Origin of the sequence: Micromonospora sp. KC207 (genome assembly GCF_004348615.1) — a bacterium.
Classification (GTDB): domain Bacteria; phylum Actinomycetota; class Actinomycetes; order Mycobacteriales; family Micromonosporaceae; genus Micromonospora.
This window is the reverse complement of sequence record NZ_SMKJ01000014.1, coordinates 17,107-37,653: the sequence shown is the minus strand read 5'-3', so window position 1 is coordinate 37,653 and position 20,547 is coordinate 17,107. Positions and strand designations below refer to the sequence as shown.

Genomic DNA, 20,547 nt, shown 5'->3' with positions numbered 1-20,547 from the left:
CGTTCCCGCCTTCCGCCTCTCCCCGGTCGGCCCGGTGGCTTGTCGGGGTGCGGCGGGCGGGCTACGTTACCGATCGGTAGCGCCTGGGTTCGGCGGACCACCGGCGGACCGCCGAGCAGCGAGGGGATGGGCATGACGGATCTGTTCTCGGTCGAAGGCAAGACGGTCCTGGTCACCGGCGGATCGCGGGGGATCGGGCTGATGATCGCCCGAGGCTTCGTGCGGGCCGGCGCACAGGTGATCATCTCGTCCCGCAAGGCGGACGTGTGCGAGGCGGTGGCGAAGGAACTGTCCGCCGAGGGCCGCTGCGAGGCGATCCCGGCCGACCTCGGCCGCGACGAGGGCGCGCTCGGGTTGGCCCAGGCTGTGCGGGAGCGCACCGACCGGCTCGACGTGCTGGTCAACAACGCGGGGGCGACCTGGGGCGCGCCGCTCGAGGCGTATCCGGAGAGCGCTTTCGACAAGCTCTGGGCGGTCAACGTCAAGGCCGTCTTCCGGCTCACCACCGCCCTGCTGCCCACGTTGCGGGCGGCGGCCAGCGCCGACGACCCGGCCCGCGTGATCAACATCGGCTCGGTCGACGGAATCCGGGTGCCGTACCTGGAGGTCTACGCGTACTCGGCGACCAAGGCGGCCGTGCATATGCTCACCCGCAGCCTCGCTCACCAGCTCGCCGGCGAGCACATCACCGTGAACGCGATCGCGCCGGGGCCGTTCGAGAGCAAGATGATGGCCTTCGCGCTGGACGACCCGCAGCCGCGCGCGGCCATCGAGCAGCAGGTGCCGCTGGGGCGCATCGGGCGCCCCGAGGACATGGCGGGCGCCGCCATCTACCTGTCGTCCCGGGCCGGGGCGTATCTGACCGGCGCGGTGATCCCGGTCGACGGCGGGATCACGACGCACGGCTGAACGCGTACCCCTGACGGATGGCACCCGGGCCGCGCGGACTCGGCAGATCCGCGCGGGCCCGGGTGTGGTCAGCGGCCGGCGAGCAGCCGGGTCACCGCCGTGTCGACGTCCAGATGGTCGGCCTCCCGGCCGCGCGGCACGACGACGTAGGTCCGCCGCAGGAAACGCACCAGGACGCTGCGCGGCACCTCGAACAGGGCATTGCCGTCCGGGGACGACAGCGCCAGCGCGACGAAGTCGCCGCGCGGGGTGGCCCACGGCCAGACCCGCACGTCGCCGATGCCGGCCGGCTCGTCGAGGCCGGTGACCAGCAGCTCGCGGGCGAACGACCAGCTCACCGCCTCGCCGCCGGCCGATTCGGCATGGAACAGGACATGGACCGCATACGGGTCAGCAGGGTCGTAACGCAGGCTGGCACGCACCGGCAAGGCGGTGGCGTCAGGCGCGACGAGCCTTAGCGACGTCTCGACCTCTACGGTCGTCGGTCGGATGACACTCATGGACGTTCTCCCCCCGGCACCGCTGCGGAACGCGCATGTCCCGCTTTCCCCATACTCAGGTGCTACCTCTGGCTACGCTCCGCCATACGCTGACTTCACCCTGTGGTGGGAAGGGGGTCGGAAACGCCGCTAGAATGTGAAAATTCTTGTACGATATCCGGTTTTGCCCATTGCTTGATCCCGCCCGGTATCGGGGTAGTTCAGACGTCGACTTACTCCGGTAACGTCCAGTGGTCCGATGGAGTGACGGGCCGGAGCGACACTGGAGGACGAAATGACCACGAAGCGATCCTCAGTGGATGCCATGGCCCGGCCCGGAGACCCGAACGGCGGGGTGCGGGCAGCCGAAAGGCGGGGGTACGCAGTGCCGAAGGAACAGCATGGCCGGCGCGGGCCGGAGGGGCCCCGCGACGTGGCGACCGGGGGAGGGACGGCGCTCGCCGAACGGCGCGGCGGGCGCCTACGGCAACGGATCGGCACCACCCTCGACCTGATCCGCGCCAACCCCACGGGCCGGGTCACCCTCAAGATATTCATCTCCGTCACCGGTGCGATCGTCGTCACCGTCGGTATCGCGCTCATCCCGCTACCCGGCCCCGGCTGGCTGCTGGTCATCGCCGGGCTGGGCATCTGGGCCGTGGAGTTCCACTGGGCCCGCCGGCTACTCGGTTTCACCCGCCGGCACGTGCACGCCTGGACCAGGTGGGTCGCCAGTCGGTCCCTGCCGGTGCGGCTCGTCCTCGGCTCCGTGGGCCTCGTCTTCGTCGCCACGGTGGTCTGGTTGTCGCTCAAGTACAGCCTCGGCATCGACCTGGTGGCGAGGCTGTTGCACTACCTCGCGACCCACTGACCCCGGATTCGCGGTCCGGTCCCTCGATCAGGTAGAGTCATCGGCGCTGAGGGCGATTAGCTCAGCGGGAGAGCGCTTCGTTCACACCGAAGAGGTCACTGGTTCGATCCCAGTATCGCCCACGCAGGTCAAAGGCCACTTCCCATTGATGGGAGTGGCCTTTTTGCTACCCGTACAGCAGCGAAGTACAGCAGTTCTCGTCAGTGCCCGAGTGACTCACCGAGGCGCTTGAGGGCCTCCCGGGTCGCCGTGGACGAGACCTGGGTGTAGATCTCCATCGTCACCGAGAACCGGGCGTGCCGAAGGATCTGCATGGCAACCCGTGGATGCACGTCGAGGTCGGCCAGGAGGGTGGCACAGGTCCGGCGGGCGTCGTGAATGTTGATCGGCCGGACGCCCGCCCGGTCACACCGCGTTTGCCAGGAACGCTGGAAGTTGCGCGGCTCGATGGGCGTGCCGTAGCGGGTGGTGAATGCGAGGTCGTTCTCGTGCCACGCCTTCCCGGCGGTCGCCCGTGCCTCGTCGCGTTGTACGCGTCGCAGCTTCAGTGCGGCCACGCAGATGTCGGGCAGGGGCAGCGTGGCGTCGGACGCCTGGGTCTTGGTGTCGCGGTGCAGGAGTTGCCCGCGTACCCGTTGCAGTTGCCGGCCGATGGTCAGCTCACCGGCGTCGAGGTCGACGTCCGCCCAGGTCAGACCGAGGGCTTCGCCCTTGCGCAGGCCGGTGACGAGGACCAGGGCGTACGCGGCGCAGAGGGGGTCTTCGTCGGCGCGGGCCGATTCGAGGAACCGACGGGCCTCGTCGCTCGACCAGGACCTGCCCCGTCGGCGGCGGACCGTGGCCAGGGTGACCGGCACGGCCGGATTCCGGGTGATGAGGTCTTCGGCCTGGGCGTGGGTGAGGGCGGCCCGCAGCGCGGCCCGGATGTCGCTGACCGTCCGGGGCGACGGGGCGGCCTGGCAACAGCGGCCCACCGCGCAGCACCGACGCTTCTCCGTCCGGCGGGCGGCGTCCTTGCCCTGGGCGCAGCACTGGCAGGTACGGGCCACCTGGTTGAGCCAGGTCTGCACGTCCCGGGGCTGGAGCCGGTCGAGCCGCTTGGACCCGAGGCTGGGGGCGATGTAGCGCCGGACGAACGTCTCGTAGGTGGCGTACGGCAGCGGTGCCCGGTTCGGCTGGACGATCTCGGTCAGCCAGTAGGTGAGGAAGCCGCCGACCGTCGGGACGCTGGTCGCCACCGGCCCCTGCTTCGCCTGCTGGTGCAGCTTGATCCACTTGTCGTGGACGGCCTCCCGGGTCTTGCCGTAGACGTACTTGCGGGTGCGCCTGCCGTCGGGCTTGGTGACCCAGACGTACGCGGCGAAGCCGTTGCGGTACGGGAAGATCGAGCCTTCCCCGTTGGCGCGGGCACGGGCGGGCATCAGGCGGCCTCCTGCCGTTCGACCTGTTCGCGGATGTAGTCGTCGACCCATTCGGGCAGGATGCGGCGATACTTGCCGTCCTTGATGGAGCGCAGCTCACCGGTGGCGATCTTCATCTTGACCTTGGAGATGCCGAAGCCGAGCAAAACGGCGACCTCAGCAGGGGAGTACCAGCGCGGAGTGAGAGGTCGGGTCATGCCGCCACCCCCGACCACATCTCGTGGGCGAGTTCCTCCCGGCCGACGCGGCTGCGTTCCCGGTACTGGGCGGCGGCGGTGTTGGCGAGCAGGGCGTCCCTGTCGGTCAGCCACCCTGAGCCGACGAAGGCCAGGGTGCCGACAGTGACGGAGCCCTCATCGGCGCGACGGTAGGCGGCGCGGGTGTCGCGGAGCAGCCCGAAGCTGACCGAGTACCGGCGGGCCTTGGTGAGGAAATGACCGCCGTAGCCGAGCATGTGCGCCCACCGACGCAGCCCGGCATAGGCGTGCGATCCGCTGTCAAGGTCGCCTTGACGGTCCTCGGCATGGGCGGCGGTGTCGCTGGTGCGCTGCCGGATGGGACGGCCGAGTCGCCAGCAGGCGTCGATGAGCCGGGCCAGGTGGTCGCCTTCCGGATCGGCGTAGGCGTCGACGGTGTCCGGGGTGAGCCGGGTGGAGCAGTGGCCCGTGGCCTCGGTGGCCTTGGTGGCGTATTTGGCCAGGTAGGCGGCTACCCTGGCGTCGGTCACGTCCCCGTCGCCGGTGCCGATGCGGCGCACGTCGACCTGCTCGCCCCAGCCGATCGACCAACCCTGCGGCCGGTCGGGATGCGGCGGGGTAGCGAAGGTGATCTGCCCGGCGGCGGCGTGCACGGCGGCAACGAGGTCGTCCACGGTGATCCCGGCCGGTGGCGGGACCAGGGCCTGCCGGTCGTCGGGATCGGCCCCGTCGAGGCGCAACAGGACGTGGAAGTGCACCGCGCCCCGGCGCTGCATCTCGGCGACCTTCCCGTGCGACACCCGCACCGGCGGCACCCGCCGAACCCGGCCGGAGTCGGTGACGACCTCGACCTTCGGGACACCGCGTCGGCGGCAGAGGACGGCAAGGTACCGCTCGACGGCCTGCTTGGTGCGTCGCCACAGCTCACCCGCGAAGACGTTCCAGACGACCTGGTAATCGTGGTCGTAGCAGTCCAGGCAGAGCGGCCGACCGAGCTGCGGATCGGCGGAGTCGTGACGGACGAAACAGGCCCCGGGCCGCCCGTGCGGGCAGGCGACAGCATCACGGCGGGCATGGCAGGGAGCCGGTCGGCAGTCGCAGCGCCGCCGGTCGGCACAGGTGTGCCGGGGTACGTGCCGGTGGTGGACCGCGCCGAACGACGGCGCGGTGAAGGTAGCGAAGACGACCGGATGCCGGGCCACCGAGGCGGGGACGGTCTTGCCGCCGGTGAGACCGCAGCGGACGACCTGGAAGGCGTCACCGGCGTAGACCCAGGAGCAGTCCGGGCACTGGGCGGCACGCCGGTTGCCGCACGCCTTGTAGAGCACCCGATCGGGCAACTCATCGGTGTGCTGCTCGGTTAGGACCCGTCCGGTGTCCCGGTCGACGGCGGTCATGGTTCCGGTCAGCCGGATCGGACGGGCACAACCGCCAGCGGTTCGAGTGTGTTCGAGCCAGCCGAAGTAGTCAAGGGTGGTGGCCCGATGCAGGGCCTGGGCGGCACGACCGGTGGCGACGCCGGGACGGTGCAGGGTGGACACGGTCTCTCCTCAGGGCGGGTGGCAGGGACGGGCGACGAACCGCCACCGGTTGTCGGAACGCTGTCCGTCGGTGGTGTTCGTGGTGTCTCCTGGCACCGCCTGGAAGGGCGGCTGACGCCGGAGGGCGGATGTGGCTGACCGCCGTTGGGGACGTGGATCTTCCAGTTTCTGGGCCTGGGTGAGGCCGGGACGGGTGGGGTGCCTGAAGGTCGGCATCCGGCGGGTTGCCGCAGGCGAGCCCCACCCGTCGAGGAGAGCGAATCCGGGCCATCGTGACGGCGGGAAGGCCGTGCTGGGCCACTCAGCGGATTCCGGGACCGACATCGCGGCCAAGGTGATCGAGAACCGGCGGGATTTGGCCCGCATCAGCAGCAGGAAGACCGCTCAGCTCTCCGTGGTCGAGTCCAGCGATCCGGCAGGAAGGCCGCACTGGCGTGCTCGACGACCGCCAGAGTAGCACCGGGTACCGACTCGTCAACCCGTCGTGAACCTCGGTGCCGAGCGGGGCCGGACCGGCTACCGGCCAATGTGGGAGAACTTTCTGTACGTCTATCAAGTGCGGCCCGCAAGGGGCCGCACGCGCCGCCGCCTGGGCGCGCGCCGGCCGCTGCCGCTGTCGCTCTGCGGCCGTCACGCCTGATGCCCGGCGGCTGGCGCGGACAGCGGGAAGCCCGGGGGCCGCCGCAGAACGACAGGGCGAGTGGGGGTGGGCCGGCAGCGGCCGGGCCGCGCGGCCACGTGCCCGCGCGGCGTAAGGGAGCGCACGCCGGCCGCGTCGGCGAGCTGGCGGCGGTCGCGGGGTTGCGATTAGGGCGCCTCCGGCGGGGGCGCTCCGGCTCCAGGATGGCCGGGGCTCCGTCGGCGGGTCGCGGTCGGTGGGTGGTTGCGGTAGGCCATCCCGCCTGCCATCGACCCGTGCAAGCCGAGCAGACCACCGCCCGACCCGCCAGCGCCCGTACGAGCCGTCAAGGTCCGCTTGACGTGGCGGGCCGGGCGGCGGCCCGCTCCCCAGCGGGGCGGGTCGACGGCATACGGGATGGCAGCCGAATCGCGAGTGTGACGTACTAGCGTCAGCTCTGCGAATCTTGGCCGTCCGGCTCCTCAATGATCAGCGCGGTTCAACGACCTCTCGCAAGATCTTCAACAGGTCCTTTGGCGCGTCCCGCATGAGGTTGTGCCGACTGTCCAGTGCGTACGTCGTCCAGGAGGGGTCCTCACGCAGCCGGTGGTAGAAGGGGGTGAACGGTGACTCGCCGTCCCACCCGGCTGCGTACACGTAGACCCTGCGCCGGATGTGCGCAAGGTCGCTGGTTAGCTGTAGCGGCTGAAGCAATGAGGCGAGCGGGTGAGGCGTGGCCCGTGCGTCGAAGAACGGCAAAGGCCGCACACCGTAGCCGTTCTCCACGACGTCTAGGTACCATCGCCGCTCCTGGTCGGAGACCAGGGCCCAGCAGGAGTCGCCGTTCGCAGGCACCACGGCGTCCAGGTACGCCAGAGAGTCCACCCGTTCGGGCATGCGGTCGGCGACCGCCGTGATCACCATTCCCCCGTAGCTGTGGCCAACTAGCACCGCATCCTGGATGTTCTCGGCCGCGAGTACGCCGGTCACGTCCTGGATGTGCATTTCGAGGTTCACTCCGGAGTGCAGGAGATGGCTGCGTTCGCTGATCCCGGTCAATGTCACTGGGTAGACGCGATGCCCATCGGCGCGGAGTTGTTCAGTGAGTTCTCCAAAGGACCAGCCGCCATGACACATGCCGGGGATGAGGACAAACGTTGCCACGATCGTGCTCCTTGTCGTTGCTTGACTCTGTTACTCGGACGCGGCCGAGCTGCCGCTGGCCGCGTGGGACTTCGGATGCGAGATCACTGGACCCTGGCCTCAGGCACCTGTCTCGATGGCACCGGGTCGCGCACCGTGGTCGCGGTGGAGAGACGGGAACGGCCTGCGGTGGCGGCGATCAGGGCCGCCACGGCGCACAGGATCGCGGTCCACGCCAGGGTAGCGTCGGTCGAGGTGTGATCGGCGACGATGCCGGCGATCCAGGGGCCAGCCGTCTGACCGACCGCGAACAGCGTGGTGAAGGCCGCCAGTGTGGCGGTCCAGTCGGTGGGCGGGGTATTGGCCCGGATGAGCGCGGTGACGGCGGCGGGAACGCTCATGAACGTGGCCCCGTAGGCGATCGCGGAGGCGAGGATGACCGGCGGTGCGGGCGCCGCTAGCGCCAGTGCTGCTCCACCAGCCAGGACGCCGAGCAATGTGGCCAGGGCCCGGGTGCCGGGCCAGTGGGTGGTCGGACGGCTACACAGAGCGGGTGCCGCCACCACAGCCAAACCCAGCGCCGTCCAGATGGCCACCACCTGCACGATTGGGGTGCGCCGGTCGGCAAGATAGGCCGACAGAAAGGTGATGTAGGTGATGTATCCGGCGGCGAACAGCAGGTAGGCCAGGGCGGTTCCCCACAGCGGGCGCAAACGTGCCCGTCCGGCGGTAGAGTCCGTCGCGTCCCGCTCCGTATGCGCGGCGGTCCAGCTGACCAGCGTCGCCACAGCGGCGGCGACACCCAGGCCGACCCAGGCGAGGCGCCAGCGATCCCCTAGCGCTGGGATCGTCGCGCCGCTGAAGACGATGCCCAACCCGGTGCCCGCGAAGTAGACGGTTATGGGCACGCCGGAGGCGACTCGGGCGGCGATGCGCGATGCGATCACGCCGCCGGTGATGAACACCACTGCCCCCGCCGCTCCGGCCGCGGCTCGCGCGGTCAGTAGCGCCAGGTAGTCATCGCCGGCCGCAGTTGTGGCCAGCGCCACCGCAGTGAGGGCCATACCCCATCGAAAAGCGGCGGCGGCGCCCAAGCGGTGGACGACGGGGGCGGTCGCCAGTGCGCCGACGAGGTAGCCGAGCCCGTTGGCGGTGCCCATGGCCCCGGCTTCGGCCAGAGTCCAGTGGAGGTCGTCACGCATGGCCGGCAGAAGCAGTCCGTAGGCGAAGCGCGCGAGACCGAGGGCCGAGGCGGTGCCCAGAGCCAGTCGCGCCGCCTGCCGTACCCCCTGGCGCAGGACCGGTGACCTCATTGGTCCTGGGTTTGGGACGTCGCACGGCAGCCGCTGGACGGGACGGGCCAGGCAGCCGCAGTGCCCCGATCGCTGCGGGGGCCGATGAGGGGTAGGTCTGGCATGGCGGGCTCCAATGGTCAAACCGATCGGTTCGATCTCGGATGCTAGCAGTTGATCGAACCGATCGGTACCATCTGTGTCATGCCAGTCGCCAAGGGCTCCACGATCGATCCGGAGCGCACCCGCGCCACCATCCTCGAAGCGGCCACCCCGGTCCTGTACGAGCGTGGGCTCGACGGCATCGGTGTCGCCGAACTATGCGCCCGGATCGGAATATCTAAGGAGACGCTCTACCGGCATTTCGGCACCAAGGACGCGCTCGTGGAAGCCGTGCTGGAGGTGCGCAGCGACCGGGTGATGAGCTGGCTGGCCAGTGCCGTCGCGGCGGCCGGACAAGACCCCGCCGACCAGCTCAGCGCGGTGTTCGACGCACTTGGGCAGTGGTACGACGAGCCCGTCTTCCGCGGCTGCGCGATGCTGAACGCTGCCGCCCAGCACCATGTCGAGGCAGTACGTGCCATCACCGCGCGTCACCTGGGCCGCTACCTCGAACTCCTGACCGGCATCGCCAGCCGCGCCGGCGCCGCCGATCCGCACCTCCTAGGGAGGCAGTTGCTCATCCTGGTGGAGGGTGCAACGGTCGTCGCCGCACATCACTCTGCAGTCGGCGCCGGCGACCACGCTCGCCGTGCCGCCCTCACCCTACTGTCGGCCCGAACCAGCCTCGAATGTTGACGCGGGGTTGAAATCTCCTCCGGTCCGCTCCTACGTCCGCCGCTTCTGCCGGGTGACTAATTGGGTGACGATCGCGACGGACACCAGTGGACGAGCGTGGACGGGCGAGGACCGTTGCCGGCAGTTCAGGCCCCGTGATGCAGCAGCTTAGAGCCCCGTGATCGTTGCCTGGGGGTCAAGGGGTCGACGAGGTCAGGGTCCAGGTCGCCACCAGGCTGCCGGAGGTTGATCGTGAGGGACTACCGCTCTGGCCGTCGGCGGCTTCGGCCTGGCCAAATCGCGTTGGCAGCTCAGGCGGCTTGGGTCCCCTGATCGTTCCAGAGCGTTGAGCGCATACGATGTGGCGTCGCCTGTGGATGAGTTGCAGGGAGTAGTTTATGATCGCCCAACTGTGGGACTGGATTTCCAAAACCAATCCAGATGCGTGGGCCGCTGGCGCGGGCTGGACGACAACGGCGATTGCGCTTGTTGCAAGCATTGCTGCCTTGCGGCAGGTGCGAGAGGCGCGGCGACTCCGCGAGGAGCAGGCTCAACCATACGTGGTGGCCTACATGGAGCACAGCCAGGCGGACATGCAATTCCTTGACCTCGTCATCAAGAATTTCGGGACAACGGCAGCGCGCGACGTTCGCATCTATGCCCAGCCCACTTTGAAGAGGAGCACCGGTCAAGGTGCCGATACCGAGGATGTGGGACTCTTCAAGGCGCTGCCGATCTTGGTTCCGCAACAGGAATGGCGAACGTTCTGGGACTCCGGCTTGAACCGCAAACGCACTAACCTACCCGATGAGCATGTGGTGAAGGTTGAGTACAAGGACGCTCGCGGGCGGAAAATGGAGCCCACTGTAGCCGCTCTCGATTGGTCCGTCTACAAAAACAGTCAATGGCTCGCAATCTACGGACCTCACCACTCAGCTAAGGCGCTCCGTGAAATCAAGGATGCCGTTAAGAAGTGGGGCGAGCGTGGTGGTGGGGGGCTTTCTGTGTATGCGCGCAGCGGGGATCGCAAGGACGCGCGACTGAGGAATGAATTCGAACGGAGGCGGCGCAGCGCTGCCGAACTGCACAAGAAGATGCTTCCGGCGGCGGCAGTAGCTGCGGAAGGGTCGGAGGTTGCGGATGCCGAAATAACGCCAGCTCCGCCCAGCCAAGCCGAATCGCCCAAGCAAGAGCGGATGCCGGACCCGCCGCCCTCCTCAGCGCAAGACGTCGAGCAGAGGCGCGATTCTGTCGCCAGCAAGGCGACTGGCGAGGGACCTCAGCAGTCAACGTCGGCAAGGGAAACGGAGCAGTAGATACTATTGCAAGATCGGGGAGTATAGTGCCGCCGGTGGGCTGGGAGGAGTTCCTTTGGCATGTGGAGAAACGGCTAGGTCTCTACGTCGGTCGGCCGAGGTACGAACGCGCGTTCTCGATGCTGACGGGATTTGACCTCGGGCGTGGCCAGGGCGAGCTGGCGGCATTCCAGCAGTGGATGTCCGCCCGCCACCATGGCAGCAGCCTTGCCTTCTGGTCTTTGGTGCTTTCGGAGACCTTCGGTGACGGTTCCAACGAGGACGGCCTTGTCAGCGATGACGACCACAAGCGCGCCATCTCGAACCTCTGCCGGCTCCTCCGCGAGTTCCTTGGGCAGCAAGTGTCGATTGCCGACCAGCGCTAAGCGGCGATGGCCCTGCTTGCTGTCGACAGCAACGGTGACAGCAACAGGGTCGGACGTCAGGGGCCAGCGACGGAGGGCTACGGATCAGCGCCCGACGTCAGAGACGTGCGCGGACGCGCCCGGACGGAGCGCCTAGAACTTACAAGCGAGAGGTCGGGTGGCTGGGTAGGCCCGGGTTGGTGCGTCCAGTAGCAGTAGGGCCGTCTCACGCGCAGGGGTTCGACGCGGATACTGGCGGGGTGGTGGAGGAGCAGGCGACGGAGTTGACCCGGTGGACCATCCACGGCGAGCGGGTCGTGGACGACACCCGGCGGGCGCGGCTGAGCATTGCCGAGGTGGAGTTGCCCGACGGAGTGCGCTTCGAGCAGTACGTGATCCGGGCTCCCCGGTCGGCCATGGTCGCCGTACTCGACGACCAGGAATGCCTGTTGTTGATGCGGCGGCACCGGTTCGTGTTCGACCGGTGGGTGTGGGAGCTGCCCGGAGGCTACGTTGACCACGAGGAGCACCCGGCGGCGTGTGCGGTACGGGAGGTCGAGGAAGAGACCGGCTGGCGGCCCCAGGCAGTGGAGCCGTTGCTGTCCTTCCAACCCTGGGTCGGCACTGCCGACGCCGAGAACCTGCTCTTCCTGGCCCGGCATGCCGAGCACATCGGCGCGCCCGTGGACGTGAACGAGGCAGAGCAGGTCGCCTGGATCCCCCTCGACGAGGCGTACGAGCTGGTGTCGCGGGGGGAGATCGTCGGTGCTGGCACGGTGATTGCGGTGCTGGAGCTGGTCGCGCGTAAGGCCCGGGGAGAGCTGTGACGGTCAGCGTCGCCGGCCGAGGGTGGCGTCAACGCGGGCGGTGAAGTGTCGGACGGCGGGCAGCCGCCGGTGCGGGGTGAGCTGGGCTTGCAGGTCGCGGAGGTAGCGGACGGCTCTGGCCGAGCGGAGCTGGGTGGTCAGGGTCAGGGCTTCCGCGCCGATGGCGCAGGCCCGGTCTGGTTCGCCCTGTTGGGCGTGGACGCTGGCGAGCAGGGCGAGGTTGAAGGCTTTGCCGCGTACGTAGCGGTTGTCCATGCGCAGGGATCGGGCGGCGAAGCGTTCGGCGTGGGTGTTGCGGCCGAGGGCGTGGAAGCAGTGGCCGAACTTGGCCGACAGGTACGCCTCGTCGAAGTAGCTGAGCCATTGCGGGTCGGCACTGCGGTCGGCCCGGTCGAGGGCTTGCTCCGCCTGGTGCAGGGCGGCGGCGCAGGCCCGTTCGTCGTTGGCCTTGGCCAGGGCGTGGGCTTCCATGACGTGGGCTTCGGCGGTCAGGACGGGGATCCCTGCGCGGCGGGCGGTCTGTCCGGCGGCGCGGGCGAGGTCGAGGCCGGTGGCGGTGTGGCCGAGGTAGGTGGCCTGGTGGCTCATCGCGGCGAGGATCTCCGCGCCGAGGCCGTCGTCTCCGGCGGCGTGGGCGAAGTCCAGGGCGAGGGTCAGGTATCGCTGGGCGATGCCGTGTTCGGCGGTGTCGTACGCCTGCCAGCCGGCGAGTTGGGCCAGTTCGGCGGCGGCGCTGAGCAGCCGTTGGCCGGTGGGGTGGTCGTAGCGGCCGTCGGTGAGTAGTGGGGTCACCTCCTGGTGGAGGTAGCGGGCGACGGTGTCGCGGGCGTGCCCGCCGCCGTACTGGTTGTCGAGCTGGCGGTAGGTCGCGGTCATCGCGCGGATGGTGTCAATCTCCGGTTGACCGACCGTGTTGCGTCCGGGTTGCGTGACCGGGGCCGGGTCGGGGGCGGTGAACCAGCGCAGCGCCGGCAGGGTGTAGCCGGCGGAGCTGAAGGCCACCTGCCGGAGCACGTCTCGACGGTTCACGTCACCTCGCCAAAGCTCTGCGGCACTGCGTACGTCGTCGCGCCAGGTCCGCTGTAACGGCGGCTCGCCGGGAACGCGCCGTTCAGGGTCGGTTAATGGTGTGGCCTGTCTGGGTGCCAGGCCCATCGTGGTACGCGCCTGGTCGGGCATCCGGCAGCCGTCGGCGATCCGTTCGAGGACGTCGATCGAGGTGACCTTGCGTCCGGCCATGATCCGGCTGACGTAGCCCTGTTCCAGCCCCACGGCAGCCCCGATCCGGCTCTGGCTCGCCCCGGTGAGACTCGTGATCCAGCGGAACAGGCCGCCGATGTCGCGGGCGGCCAGCACGGTCAGCACCTCGCCGCGCGACCACGCATCCTTCGGAATCCGAAGGGGATCGAGCGGATCGGGCAGCACGGCAGCTCCCAGCGTCGCGTTGCGACTACTCAAGGTGTTCAGGTCGACAGCCTAGGGCGACCGTTCGTGCTGGTCGAGCCGTCCCATGTCACCGTGACATGACCGCTGGCCATGGAACCGGCCGCCGCCGGGCGGGATGGTCGGCGCATGTCCTTCGATGTCGACAACCCGCCCGTGGAACCACCCGCCGAATGCCAGCACCGCCTGCTGTGGCGACTGGCCCGCGCCCTCTGGGAGGCCCACCGACCCGACAGCTTCGGCTTCTGCGTGGTCGCCGGCTGCTGGCACGAGAACCAACGCGACCCCTGCCGGCTGGCCCAGCTCGCCCAGCAGGGAATGCGAACCGCCTGCGGTCAGGCCACCCCCGCTTCACCGCCTTGGATCGCCGTCACCCGCGAGCGCCTGGCGGCCGGGGACATCGACCCCGTCGACGCCGTCGCCGAAGCCCTCTGGCACCGTCGCCACGCCCCCAGGCCGAGGCGGTGACCGGGTGGGAGCCCTCTACACCTCGGCGGCCTTCCGCGAGTACGCCAGGGCACAGGTTGCCCACGCGGACATCCTGCTGACCAAGCACGCCGAATCGGCCCTGACCCTGTGCCGGTGCGGCCGGCCCCACCCCTGCGACGACCGCCAGCACTGGCTACAGCGACGCGCTCACTTCGGGCGGTTCCTCGTCGACGAGCAGTACAGCAGCGAAGTACAGCAACCCAGCCCACCGAACCCGACCCGAGCCGACCCCAGCACACCAGATGACCTCGGATGACACCCGATCCGGCCAGCCTGCCGCGAGTTCACACCGAAGAGGTCACTGGTTCGATCCCAGTATCGCCCACCAGGTCAGAGGGCACATCCAATCGATGGATGTGCCCTCTTTCGCGTCCTGAGTACCTAACTGAGTGACTAACGGTCCGGGGTCAGCGCGAAGATGCGATCCATGGCGACCGCGCCACTGAGCAGCACGGGCCGGAGTTGGTGCCGGTAGACCTTCTCCGTGACCGTGGTGCCGGAGTGCCCGCACAGGTCTGCGATGTCTTCCAGGCTCACGCCGCTACTCGACAACACCGACACGAAATTGTGTCGCAGTTCCCGGGGCGTCCAGTCGGCGGCGGTCAGTCCGGCCTTAGCGGCGACGCGCCGGAACGCTCGCCGGACGTTCGCGGCGTCCAGGGCGTTGCCGGTCGAACTGGCGAACACGAGGTTCCGGGACTGCCAGTCCTTGCCAGCCTTCTCCCGGTCTTGGCGCGGTCGCGCCCGGTGCCGCCGCAGTGCGACCACGCACCGGAGCGGCAGTGCGAGAGTGCGCCGTGACTTCCTGGTCTTGGTGTCGCCACCGGCCCGGACCGAGTGCCATACCGCGATAGACGGCGGTAGCGGGGGATCATCGTCGGGCCGGCCGTCCAGGTCGACGTGATCCCAGGTGAGGGCCCGCAGTTCCTCGGTGCCTGCTCCAGTCAGCAGGGACAGCACGACGTAGGCGTAAAGGCGGCTGTATTCGGCGGCGGCAAGGATCGCTTTGGCTTGGTCGAGGGTAGCCAAGATCATGAGTCGCCCGTGAGTCGCTGCCTCCGCTGACGGCGGCGGTGCTCCATCGGTACGACGCCCATTTCCGTCAGCCGCTCCTTCAGCACTATGGTGAAGCCCCCCTCGACGCCGTCTTTCCGTGCCTACCGCACAGCGTCCAGGCTCGGCACCGTGGCCGCGTCCACAGTGGGCTGCAAGGTGCCTTTGTTCCCCACGCACGCGGGGGTGTTCTCTGCTCGCGCCCGGGCCATGCGGTACGGCATCAGATGGCGGCGGCTGAGGCTTGAGGGCTTGCACGATTGACGTCCACACCGAGGTGTTCGCTTGCTCGGCCCAGGAAGGCTGCTGCTCACATGCTGCTAGAGGTTTGCCCGCTTCGCCACACCTCACCCTGCGCGCCATGACGCTTTGCCGCGTATCGCGCCTGGGCGGACGCAGCATCGCGCGCCGCAACCGAATCCTCATGTGAGGACAGCCGCTTGCGGTCTCGCCGACCAACAAAGATGAACGCCGCGATCAGTAACACCACGAACGCCGCGAGAGACACCACCAGAGCTGCCATGCCATCGGCGCTACGGCATACCCGCCAGGGTCCGAGCCCGCCAGCCAGCCTGGGTGGCCAACTGACTGGCGGCCGTCGCACCGCGAGAGGTAGCGCTTAGCGGGAGGCTGGCCGGCGGCGAGGATGGCGCGGTGCAGGGTGAACATGAATTCGCCTCAAGGCGGGTGGCGGGGGCGGGCGACGAACTGCCACGGGTCGCCGGAGCGGTGTCTGTCGGTGGTGTCCGTGGTGTCTCCTGGTACTGCCGGGAGAGCGGCTGACGTCGGAGGGTGGAAGCGTGGCTATTGGCCACCGACCGCGCCGGCGGGGCGCGGCCCGCATCAGCGGCAGAAAGGCCGCTCAGCAACTCCGGAGCCGAGTCCAGCGATTTGGCAGGAAGACCGCGCTGACGTGCTCGACGAGCGCCAAAGTGCACCGGGTACCGACACGCGGCCCTTGACGGGTCGTTCGCGCCGCCGCCAGGGCGCGCGACCGTCGCTCCACTGGCGCTTCGACTCCGGCCCCGCAATACGTTCTGAGGTTGGCGTGGAGGGTGGGAAGCCCGGTGCGCAGCATGACGGCAGGCGTTTCCCGGTGGGTGCGGGGCCGACAGTCGGGCCGCGCGGCCACGAGCCCGCGCGACGTAGTGGACCTCGCCGGGAGCCTGCCGGCCGGGTTCGGTCGCCGCGCTCTGCCCACTCGGGCGAGATCTGCAGGGGCCGGGTGGGCGGCTTGGGCAGGCCGGATACACTGTGCTCCTTTAGTATCCTGTTGACCGGGAGTTCACAGTGGATCGCATCGCCGAACCCTTCGACCAAGCTCAGCGGCCGACGCGCACAAAGCCGGTCGGTGTGGATCCCACGGTGCCGAGCGTGGCACGGGTCTACGACGCCCTTCTGGGCGGCAAGGACAACTTCGCCGTCGATCGGGACATCGCCGACAAGCTCATGAAACTGACTCCCGGCGGGGTCGACGTGGGGCTTTACAACCGGGCTGTCCTGGGTCGGGCCGTCCGGCACATGGTCAGCCAGGGCATCGATCAGTTCATCGACCTCGGTGCCGGCCTGCCGACGGTGCAGAACACCCACGAGGTCGCGCAGAGCGTAAATCCGCAATCCAAGGTGGTCTACGTCGACAATGACCCGATGGTGCTGGTCCATGGCCGCGCGTTGCTGGCAGACAACAAGAACACCACGGTGATCACCGCCGACCTCTGCGAACCCGACGCGGTGCTGAACAACCGCGATCTATGTGCTCTGATCGACTTCGACCGGCCGGTCGGGCTGCTGATGGTCGCCGTACTCCACCACCTTGATGACTCGCAACGCCCCGGCGAGCTGGTTGCACGTTATCGGGACGCGGTCCCCTCGGGCAGCTTCATATTTATTACCCACTTCATCGACGGCGGCGAGGAAACCGCCGAGATCGAGCGGGTGATGCTCGGCGGCCTGGGCAGTGGACGGTTCCGGAGCTTCGACGAGGTCCGCGGTTTCTTCGCCGGAATGGAGTTGCTGGAGCCGGGTGTTGTCTACAACCCGCTCTGGCGTCCGGATCCGAACGACGTCGTACCTGACCCGATGAGCTTCGCCGGGAAGATCATCGCGGGCGGCTTGGGTCGCAAGCCTTAACCTTCGTCTTTCCCCAAGGCAATGTTTGGAAGTAGGTCCCACACGGCGTAGCTGGCCCGCGAGGTGGGCTGCCTCGATGAGTAGGCCGTAAAGCGACAACGGCGGTATCCGTCGGACCTGGCTGATGCGCAGTGGATCGTGTCACCGTCGGCTCGTCCGTAGCAGTGCCTCCAGCACGGCAAACTCCTTCACAGAGAGGTAGAGTTGTCGCCCGTCGCGGACGGCGGTTCGGCGGACCGGGTCCAGTTCGCCGTCGAGCAGACAACGACCGAGTACCCGCAGGCAACCGCGCACTACGTGCCGTCCACCGGATACTTCCCGCTTCCCTGGTGGGCCGGGTTCGCTCTGCTCGGTGCCTACACAATGATCGTGACGTTGATCGCCTCGGCCGGAACCCGTCGCCGACATCGACTGGTGATAGCTGACGTGTGGGGCAGCGAACCCCGCACCGCTTAAGACTCCATAGGACGACTACGCCGTCAGCATCACCAGGCGCCGACGACTAGAGCGTGTGGTGGAAGTGCTGGTCACAGCTACTCGTGCGGGCTGTGACCAGCACGGTCGCCGCTGGCCGACAAGTGGCCGGTCAGCGCACCAGCAGGTCGATTACGCCCGTCAGGTCCTCCTCGCCGCTGCCCTCGGCCAGGCGGCGGCGCATCAGCTCGAAGTAGGGGCTGAGCAGTTCCGGGCTGACCCCCTGCTGTTCGGCGGTGCTCAGGAAGGTCTGCGTGCCGGCCACCTGCATGGCGAGGTTGGAGACGACACCCTTGGTGTAGTCGCCGCTCCGCAGCTGGTCGGCGGTCTGGTGAACTGCCGGGGCCATCGTGACGAGCCAGTCGGCGAGCAGCGGGGCCAGCGACGCGGGGTCGATGTCCTCCTTGCGGATCAGGGCGAAGGCATGCGCTGCCCCGGCGAACATTCCGTACATGGCGCTGAGCAGAGCCACGTCGTGCAGGGCCGCGAAGCCCGCGTCCTGGCCGACGTAGGTAGTGCCGGCCGGGATGCCCAGCGTTTCCTGGTGCCGCTCGAACAGCTCTCGTGAGCCGCTGTAGAAGACGTAGCCGCCGGCCTTTGAAACGCCGATCATCGGAGGGACAGCCATGATCCCGCCGTCCAGGTAGCGGGCGCCGCGCTCGCGGGCCCACTCGGCACGGGCGCGGGAGTGGGCAGGGGTGCTAGTGGTCAGGTTGACCAGATCCTTGTCGGCCAGGTCGGTGCCGGCAAGCACCTCCTCGACCGAGGCGTCGTCCAATAGACAGACGACGACCAGGGCGTTCGCCGCGACAGCCTCATCGGCGCTGTCCGCGACCCTCGCCCCCTCGGCGGAGAGCGCTGCGGCGCGGGCCGGGGTGCGATTCCAGACGGTGAGCGGGTGGCCGGCGGCAAGCCAGGTACGAGCCAGTGCGGTGCCCATCGCACCGAGGCCCAGCAGCGTGACGGGAGTCTTCTCAACAGCGTTCTGTGCCATGCCGATTAGGCTGGCCGCAGGCCCGGAGGTGATCAAGTACGCACTTCGGAGTGGGTACTTACCCCGGGGTGAGCGAGCACGTCGGGAGAGTGGGGCATGACGACGCTGAACCGGCCGGGCGCACCAGACGGACACGTCTGCGGGATCGACACCGCGATGGAGGTGATCGGCGGCAAGTGGAAGGTTCTGATCCTCTGGGCACTCCATGAGGACCCCTACCGCCGCTTCGGCGAACTGCGTCGACTGCTGCCGGGGATCACCGAAAAGGTACTGGCCTCTCACCTACGTGAGATGGAGGCGGACGGCGTCGTGCACCGCGTCTCCTACGACGAGGTGCCGCCCCGCGTCGAGTACTCGCTGACCGAGGACGGCATGCGCCTCAACGACGCACTCCAGCCGCTGGCCGCCTGGGGACGCGAGCGGCCGATCGCTCGAGGGCTGGAGGGGAAGGCGGGCTAGGGAATTTGATAGAAGTGCTGGTCACAGTGTTGTGGACACCTTGGCCGGCGTGGAGTCGGTGGGTCGCTGGTCCAAGTCGAGTTCGAGTTGTGCTTTGCGGGCGCGCAGGAGCCCGACGGTCCGCCGAGCGACCGGCGTGCCGGCAGCCGGCGAGTCGGTTGGGCCGACAGGCAGTGGCCCGGCCATGGGGCAGCGGCTAGCCTGCCGTCATGGCGAGTGCCGAGCTGGATGAGTTGATCGTCGCGGACGCCGACGCGCTGCGCGCGTGGTTGTCGGCCAACCACGCCACGTCGCCCGGTGTCTGGCTCGCCCTGACCAAGAAGGGCGGCACAGTCACCTCGCTGACCTGGCAGCAGGCCGTCGACGAGGCCCTGTGTTTCGGTTGGATCGATGGGCAGGCCCGTAAACGGGATCAGGAATCCTCCTGGATCCGGTTCACCCCGCGCAGGCCCAGCAGTTCCTGGTCGCAACGCAACGTCGCCAACGTGGCCCGGCTACAGGCGCAGGGGCGAATGCAGCCCCCGGGCCGCGCTGCGGTGGAAGCCGCGAAGGCGGACGGGCGGTGGGCAGCCGCCTACGCCCCGCCGTCGGAAGCCGAGGTGCCGGCCGACCTCCTCGCCGCCATCGCCGCCGACCCCGCCGCCCAGGCCATGTTCGACGTACTCACCAAAACCAATCGGTTCGCTCTCATCTACCGCGTCAATGCCGTCAAACGGCCGCGAACCCGCGAGCGGAAGATCGGCGAGTTCGTCGCCATGCTGGCCCGCCACGAGACGATCTACCCACAGAAGGCCAAACCCCCGAACTCGCCGTCATCGACATCTTCATGATCAAACGCACTCACCTGGCCGGGCGCGGGTCGTAGCTCCAATTGAACAAGTAGCTGCCGGTAGGGCGCTCTACCGGTGCCGGTTGCGGGGATGCTTCTTGGCCCTCCGCTCGTTGCCGTGTTCGTACGGGGCCATCTCGCTCGTCTTCCCACATCCGGGCGAAGCATCACGCCGTGCGACGTGTCCCTGGATCTGGACGACATCCTTCACGGCAACCCGCGAGGCCCGATTCCGCTGCGCTGGGTGTACCTTCACGTGCTGCGCGAGCTCGCCCAGCACTGTGGGCACGCAGACATTCTGCGAGAGCAGCTCATCAACGAGTAGCACGCGGATGTCCGCTCATCAGCCGCTCTGACAACGGTGCCTCGACGATCCGGCCAGCGGGGCGGAGTCAGGCGCTGCCCAGGGCGTGCGCGGGGCACTATCGTTCTGGCGTGCACATCCGTTTTGACGTCCCCGCCGATCCTGGCTACCCCGGCCGCGTGGCCGTTGCGCTCAGCAGTGTTCGGCTGCGTAAGTACGGCTATATCGGCGTGTCGCTGGTGGTGGTCGGGGCGATCGGGTTCGCCGTCTCGCGCGGGCTCGCACGGGGCGAGCAGATCTCGTCGCTGTGGATGGCGATTGTCGTGGGTGGTCTGCTGTCGATGCTGTACTCGCCGTGGGTGCGGTGGCGGGCCCGGCGGCGCTCCAGTCGCTACGCTGTCGAGGGCGCCTATGACATCACCGACGACAACATCATGATGCGCAGCGGCTCGGAGTCCGGTGGCATCGCCTGGGACGGGGTCGACCAGGTAAGGGACACCCCTGAGTTCTGGATCGTGTACGTCGGCCGGGTGCCGGCGACCGTGATCCCACGTGGCTTGATGTCCGCCGAGGACGCCGAGACGTTGCGGGCCTATATGGCCGATCGCGGGCTGCTTTAGCTTCGGAGAACTCATC

At 68.5% G+C, this 20,547-nt stretch carries 23 protein-coding genes, 1 tRNA gene and 1 pseudogene; 15 read left to right on the top strand and 10 right to left on the bottom strand.

From position 1 onward, the window contains the following. The first annotated feature begins 132 nt into the window (after positions 1-132). The gene (locus E1258_RS03350) at positions 133-909 is read left to right on the top strand and encodes a RhlG family 3-oxoacyl-ACP reductase (RefSeq protein WP_132396702.1); all 777 of its coding nucleotides are present in this window, start codon (positions 133-135) and stop codon (positions 907-909) included. Between the two features lie 68 nt (positions 910-977). On the opposite strand, the gene E1258_RS03345 is transcribed toward E1258_RS03350, so the two are convergent. Further along, positions 978-1,409 (bottom strand): SsgA family sporulation/cell division regulator, encoded by a 432-nt coding sequence (locus tag E1258_RS03345; RefSeq protein ID WP_007075525.1) that lies wholly within the window; start codon positions 1,407-1,409, stop codon positions 978-980. 274 nt (positions 1,410-1,683) lie between these two features. Between E1258_RS03345 and E1258_RS03340 the strand changes: the two genes are divergently transcribed. Both E1258_RS03340 and E1258_RS03335 read left to right on the top strand, forming a co-directional pair. Next, positions 1,684-2,259 (top strand): TIGR02611 family protein, encoded by a 576-nt coding sequence (locus E1258_RS03340; RefSeq protein ID WP_371688558.1) that lies wholly within the window; start codon positions 1,684-1,686, stop codon positions 2,257-2,259. 50 nt (positions 2,260-2,309) lie between these two features. Further along, positions 2,310-2,381: transfer RNA gene (locus E1258_RS03335), tRNA-Val, on the top strand. Positions 2,382-2,459: 78 nt separating this feature from the next. Here E1258_RS03335 and E1258_RS03330 read toward each other — a convergent pair. The 5 genes from E1258_RS03330 to E1258_RS03310 form a co-directional block, all read right to left on the bottom strand. Then, a complete protein-coding gene (locus tag E1258_RS03330) occupies positions 2,460-3,680 on the bottom strand; it encodes a site-specific integrase (RefSeq protein WP_132396700.1) in 1,221 nt (406 codons plus the stop codon). Then, positions 3,680-3,877, bottom strand: a complete 198-nt coding sequence (locus E1258_RS03325; protein WP_132396698.1) for an excisionase family DNA-binding protein — start codon at positions 3,875-3,877, stop codon at positions 3,680-3,682. The genes E1258_RS03330 and E1258_RS03325 overlap by 1 nt, the downstream gene beginning before the upstream one ends. Continuing rightward, on the bottom strand, positions 3,874-5,418 hold the full coding sequence (locus E1258_RS03320; protein WP_132396696.1) for a replication initiator: 1,545 nt from the start codon (positions 5,416-5,418) through the stop codon (positions 3,874-3,876). The genes E1258_RS03325 and E1258_RS03320 overlap by 4 nt, the downstream gene beginning before the upstream one ends. A 1,108-nt stretch (positions 5,419-6,526) precedes the next feature. After that, a complete protein-coding gene (locus tag E1258_RS03315; protein WP_165949616.1) occupies positions 6,527-7,201 on the bottom strand; it encodes an alpha/beta fold hydrolase in 675 nt (224 codons plus the stop codon). Between the two features lie 83 nt (positions 7,202-7,284). Next, on the bottom strand, positions 7,285-8,493 hold the full coding sequence (locus tag E1258_RS03310) for a YbfB/YjiJ family MFS transporter (protein WP_132396694.1): 1,209 nt from the start codon (positions 8,491-8,493) through the stop codon (positions 7,285-7,287). 183 nt (positions 8,494-8,676) lie between these two features. Here E1258_RS03310 and E1258_RS03305 point away from each other — a divergent pair, with 183 nt between their 5' ends. The 4 genes from E1258_RS03305 to E1258_RS03290 all read left to right on the top strand — a co-directional run bounded on the left by E1258_RS03305 (position 8,677) and on the right by E1258_RS03290 (position 11,736). Further along, positions 8,677-9,270 (top strand): TetR/AcrR family transcriptional regulator, encoded by a 594-nt coding sequence (locus E1258_RS03305; protein ID WP_132396692.1) that lies wholly within the window; start codon positions 8,677-8,679, stop codon positions 9,268-9,270. A 377-nt stretch (positions 9,271-9,647) separates the two neighbouring features. Next, the gene (locus E1258_RS03300) at positions 9,648-10,565 is read left to right on the top strand and encodes a hypothetical protein (RefSeq protein WP_132396690.1); all 918 of its coding nucleotides are present in this window, start codon (positions 9,648-9,650) and stop codon (positions 10,563-10,565) included. A 35-nt stretch (positions 10,566-10,600) separates the two neighbouring features. Then, on the top strand, positions 10,601-10,930 hold the full coding sequence (locus E1258_RS03295; protein ID WP_132396688.1) for a hypothetical protein: 330 nt from the start codon (positions 10,601-10,603) through the stop codon (positions 10,928-10,930). 239 nt (positions 10,931-11,169) lie between these two features. Further along, positions 11,170-11,736, top strand: coding sequence for an NUDIX hydrolase (locus E1258_RS03290; protein WP_132396686.1), 567 nt, complete (start codon positions 11,170-11,172; stop codon positions 11,734-11,736). Between the two features lie 3 nt (positions 11,737-11,739). Here E1258_RS03290 and E1258_RS03285 read toward each other — a convergent pair whose 3' ends face one another. Continuing rightward, positions 11,740-13,158: a helix-turn-helix domain-containing protein gene (locus E1258_RS03285; protein ID WP_132396718.1), complete on the bottom strand. Its 1,419-nt coding sequence runs from the start codon at positions 13,156-13,158 to the stop codon at positions 11,740-11,742. A gap of 114 nt (positions 13,159-13,272) precedes the next feature. Here E1258_RS03285 and E1258_RS03280 point away from each other — a divergent pair, with 114 nt between their 5' ends. Next, positions 13,273-13,647, top strand: a complete 375-nt coding sequence (locus E1258_RS03280; protein WP_207919375.1) for a hypothetical protein — start codon at positions 13,273-13,275, stop codon at positions 13,645-13,647. Between the two features lie 4 nt (positions 13,648-13,651). Then, positions 13,652-13,924, top strand: a complete 273-nt coding sequence (locus E1258_RS03275) for a hypothetical protein (RefSeq protein ID WP_132396682.1) — start codon at positions 13,652-13,654, stop codon at positions 13,922-13,924. A gap of 137 nt (positions 13,925-14,061) precedes the next feature. Here the strand turns inward: E1258_RS03275 and E1258_RS03270 are convergent. Continuing rightward, positions 14,062-14,712 (bottom strand): annotated as a pseudogene (locus E1258_RS03270) (tyrosine-type recombinase/integrase); the annotation flags it as partial. A gap of 319 nt (positions 14,713-15,031) precedes the next feature. Then, positions 15,032-15,244 carry a hypothetical protein gene (locus tag E1258_RS03265; RefSeq protein WP_132396680.1) on the bottom strand — a complete coding sequence of 71 codons (213 nt, stop codon included), beginning with the start codon at positions 15,242-15,244 and terminating at the stop codon, positions 15,032-15,034. A 767-nt stretch (positions 15,245-16,011) separates the two neighbouring features. Between E1258_RS03265 and E1258_RS03260 the strand changes: the two genes are divergently transcribed. Both E1258_RS03260 and E1258_RS03250 read left to right on the top strand, forming a co-directional pair. Further along, positions 16,012-16,851 carry an SAM-dependent methyltransferase gene (locus tag E1258_RS03260; protein WP_132396678.1) on the top strand — a complete coding sequence of 280 codons (840 nt, stop codon included), beginning with the start codon at positions 16,012-16,014 and terminating at the stop codon, positions 16,849-16,851. A 204-nt stretch (positions 16,852-17,055) separates the two neighbouring features. Next, positions 17,056-17,307 carry a hypothetical protein gene (locus E1258_RS03250; protein ID WP_132396676.1) on the top strand — a complete coding sequence of 84 codons (252 nt, stop codon included), beginning with the start codon at positions 17,056-17,058 and terminating at the stop codon, positions 17,305-17,307. A gap of 130 nt (positions 17,308-17,437) precedes the next feature. Here E1258_RS03250 and E1258_RS03245 read toward each other — a convergent pair whose 3' ends face one another. Further along, positions 17,438-18,319, bottom strand: coding sequence for an NAD(P)-dependent oxidoreductase (locus tag E1258_RS03245; RefSeq protein ID WP_132396674.1), 882 nt, complete (start codon positions 18,317-18,319; stop codon positions 17,438-17,440). 96 nt (positions 18,320-18,415) lie between these two features. Between E1258_RS03245 and E1258_RS03240 the strand changes: the two genes are divergently transcribed. The 4 genes from E1258_RS03240 to E1258_RS03225 all read left to right on the top strand — a co-directional run bounded on the left by E1258_RS03240 (position 18,416) and on the right by E1258_RS03225 (position 20,531). Then, positions 18,416-18,778 (top strand): helix-turn-helix domain-containing protein, encoded by a 363-nt coding sequence (locus E1258_RS03240; protein ID WP_132396672.1) that lies wholly within the window; start codon positions 18,416-18,418, stop codon positions 18,776-18,778. Between the two features lie 209 nt (positions 18,779-18,987). Continuing rightward, positions 18,988-19,608, top strand: coding sequence for a YdeI family protein (locus E1258_RS03235; protein ID WP_132396670.1), 621 nt, complete (start codon positions 18,988-18,990; stop codon positions 19,606-19,608). Positions 19,609-19,788: 180 nt separating this feature from the next. Beyond that, positions 19,789-19,932, top strand: a complete 144-nt coding sequence (locus E1258_RS03230; protein WP_243715149.1) for a DUF664 domain-containing protein — start codon at positions 19,789-19,791, stop codon at positions 19,930-19,932. Positions 19,933-20,042: 110 nt separating this feature from the next. Then, positions 20,043-20,531, top strand: a complete 489-nt coding sequence (locus tag E1258_RS03225) for a YcxB family protein (protein WP_132396668.1) — start codon at positions 20,043-20,045, stop codon at positions 20,529-20,531. The last annotated feature ends 16 nt before the right edge of the window (positions 20,532-20,547 follow it).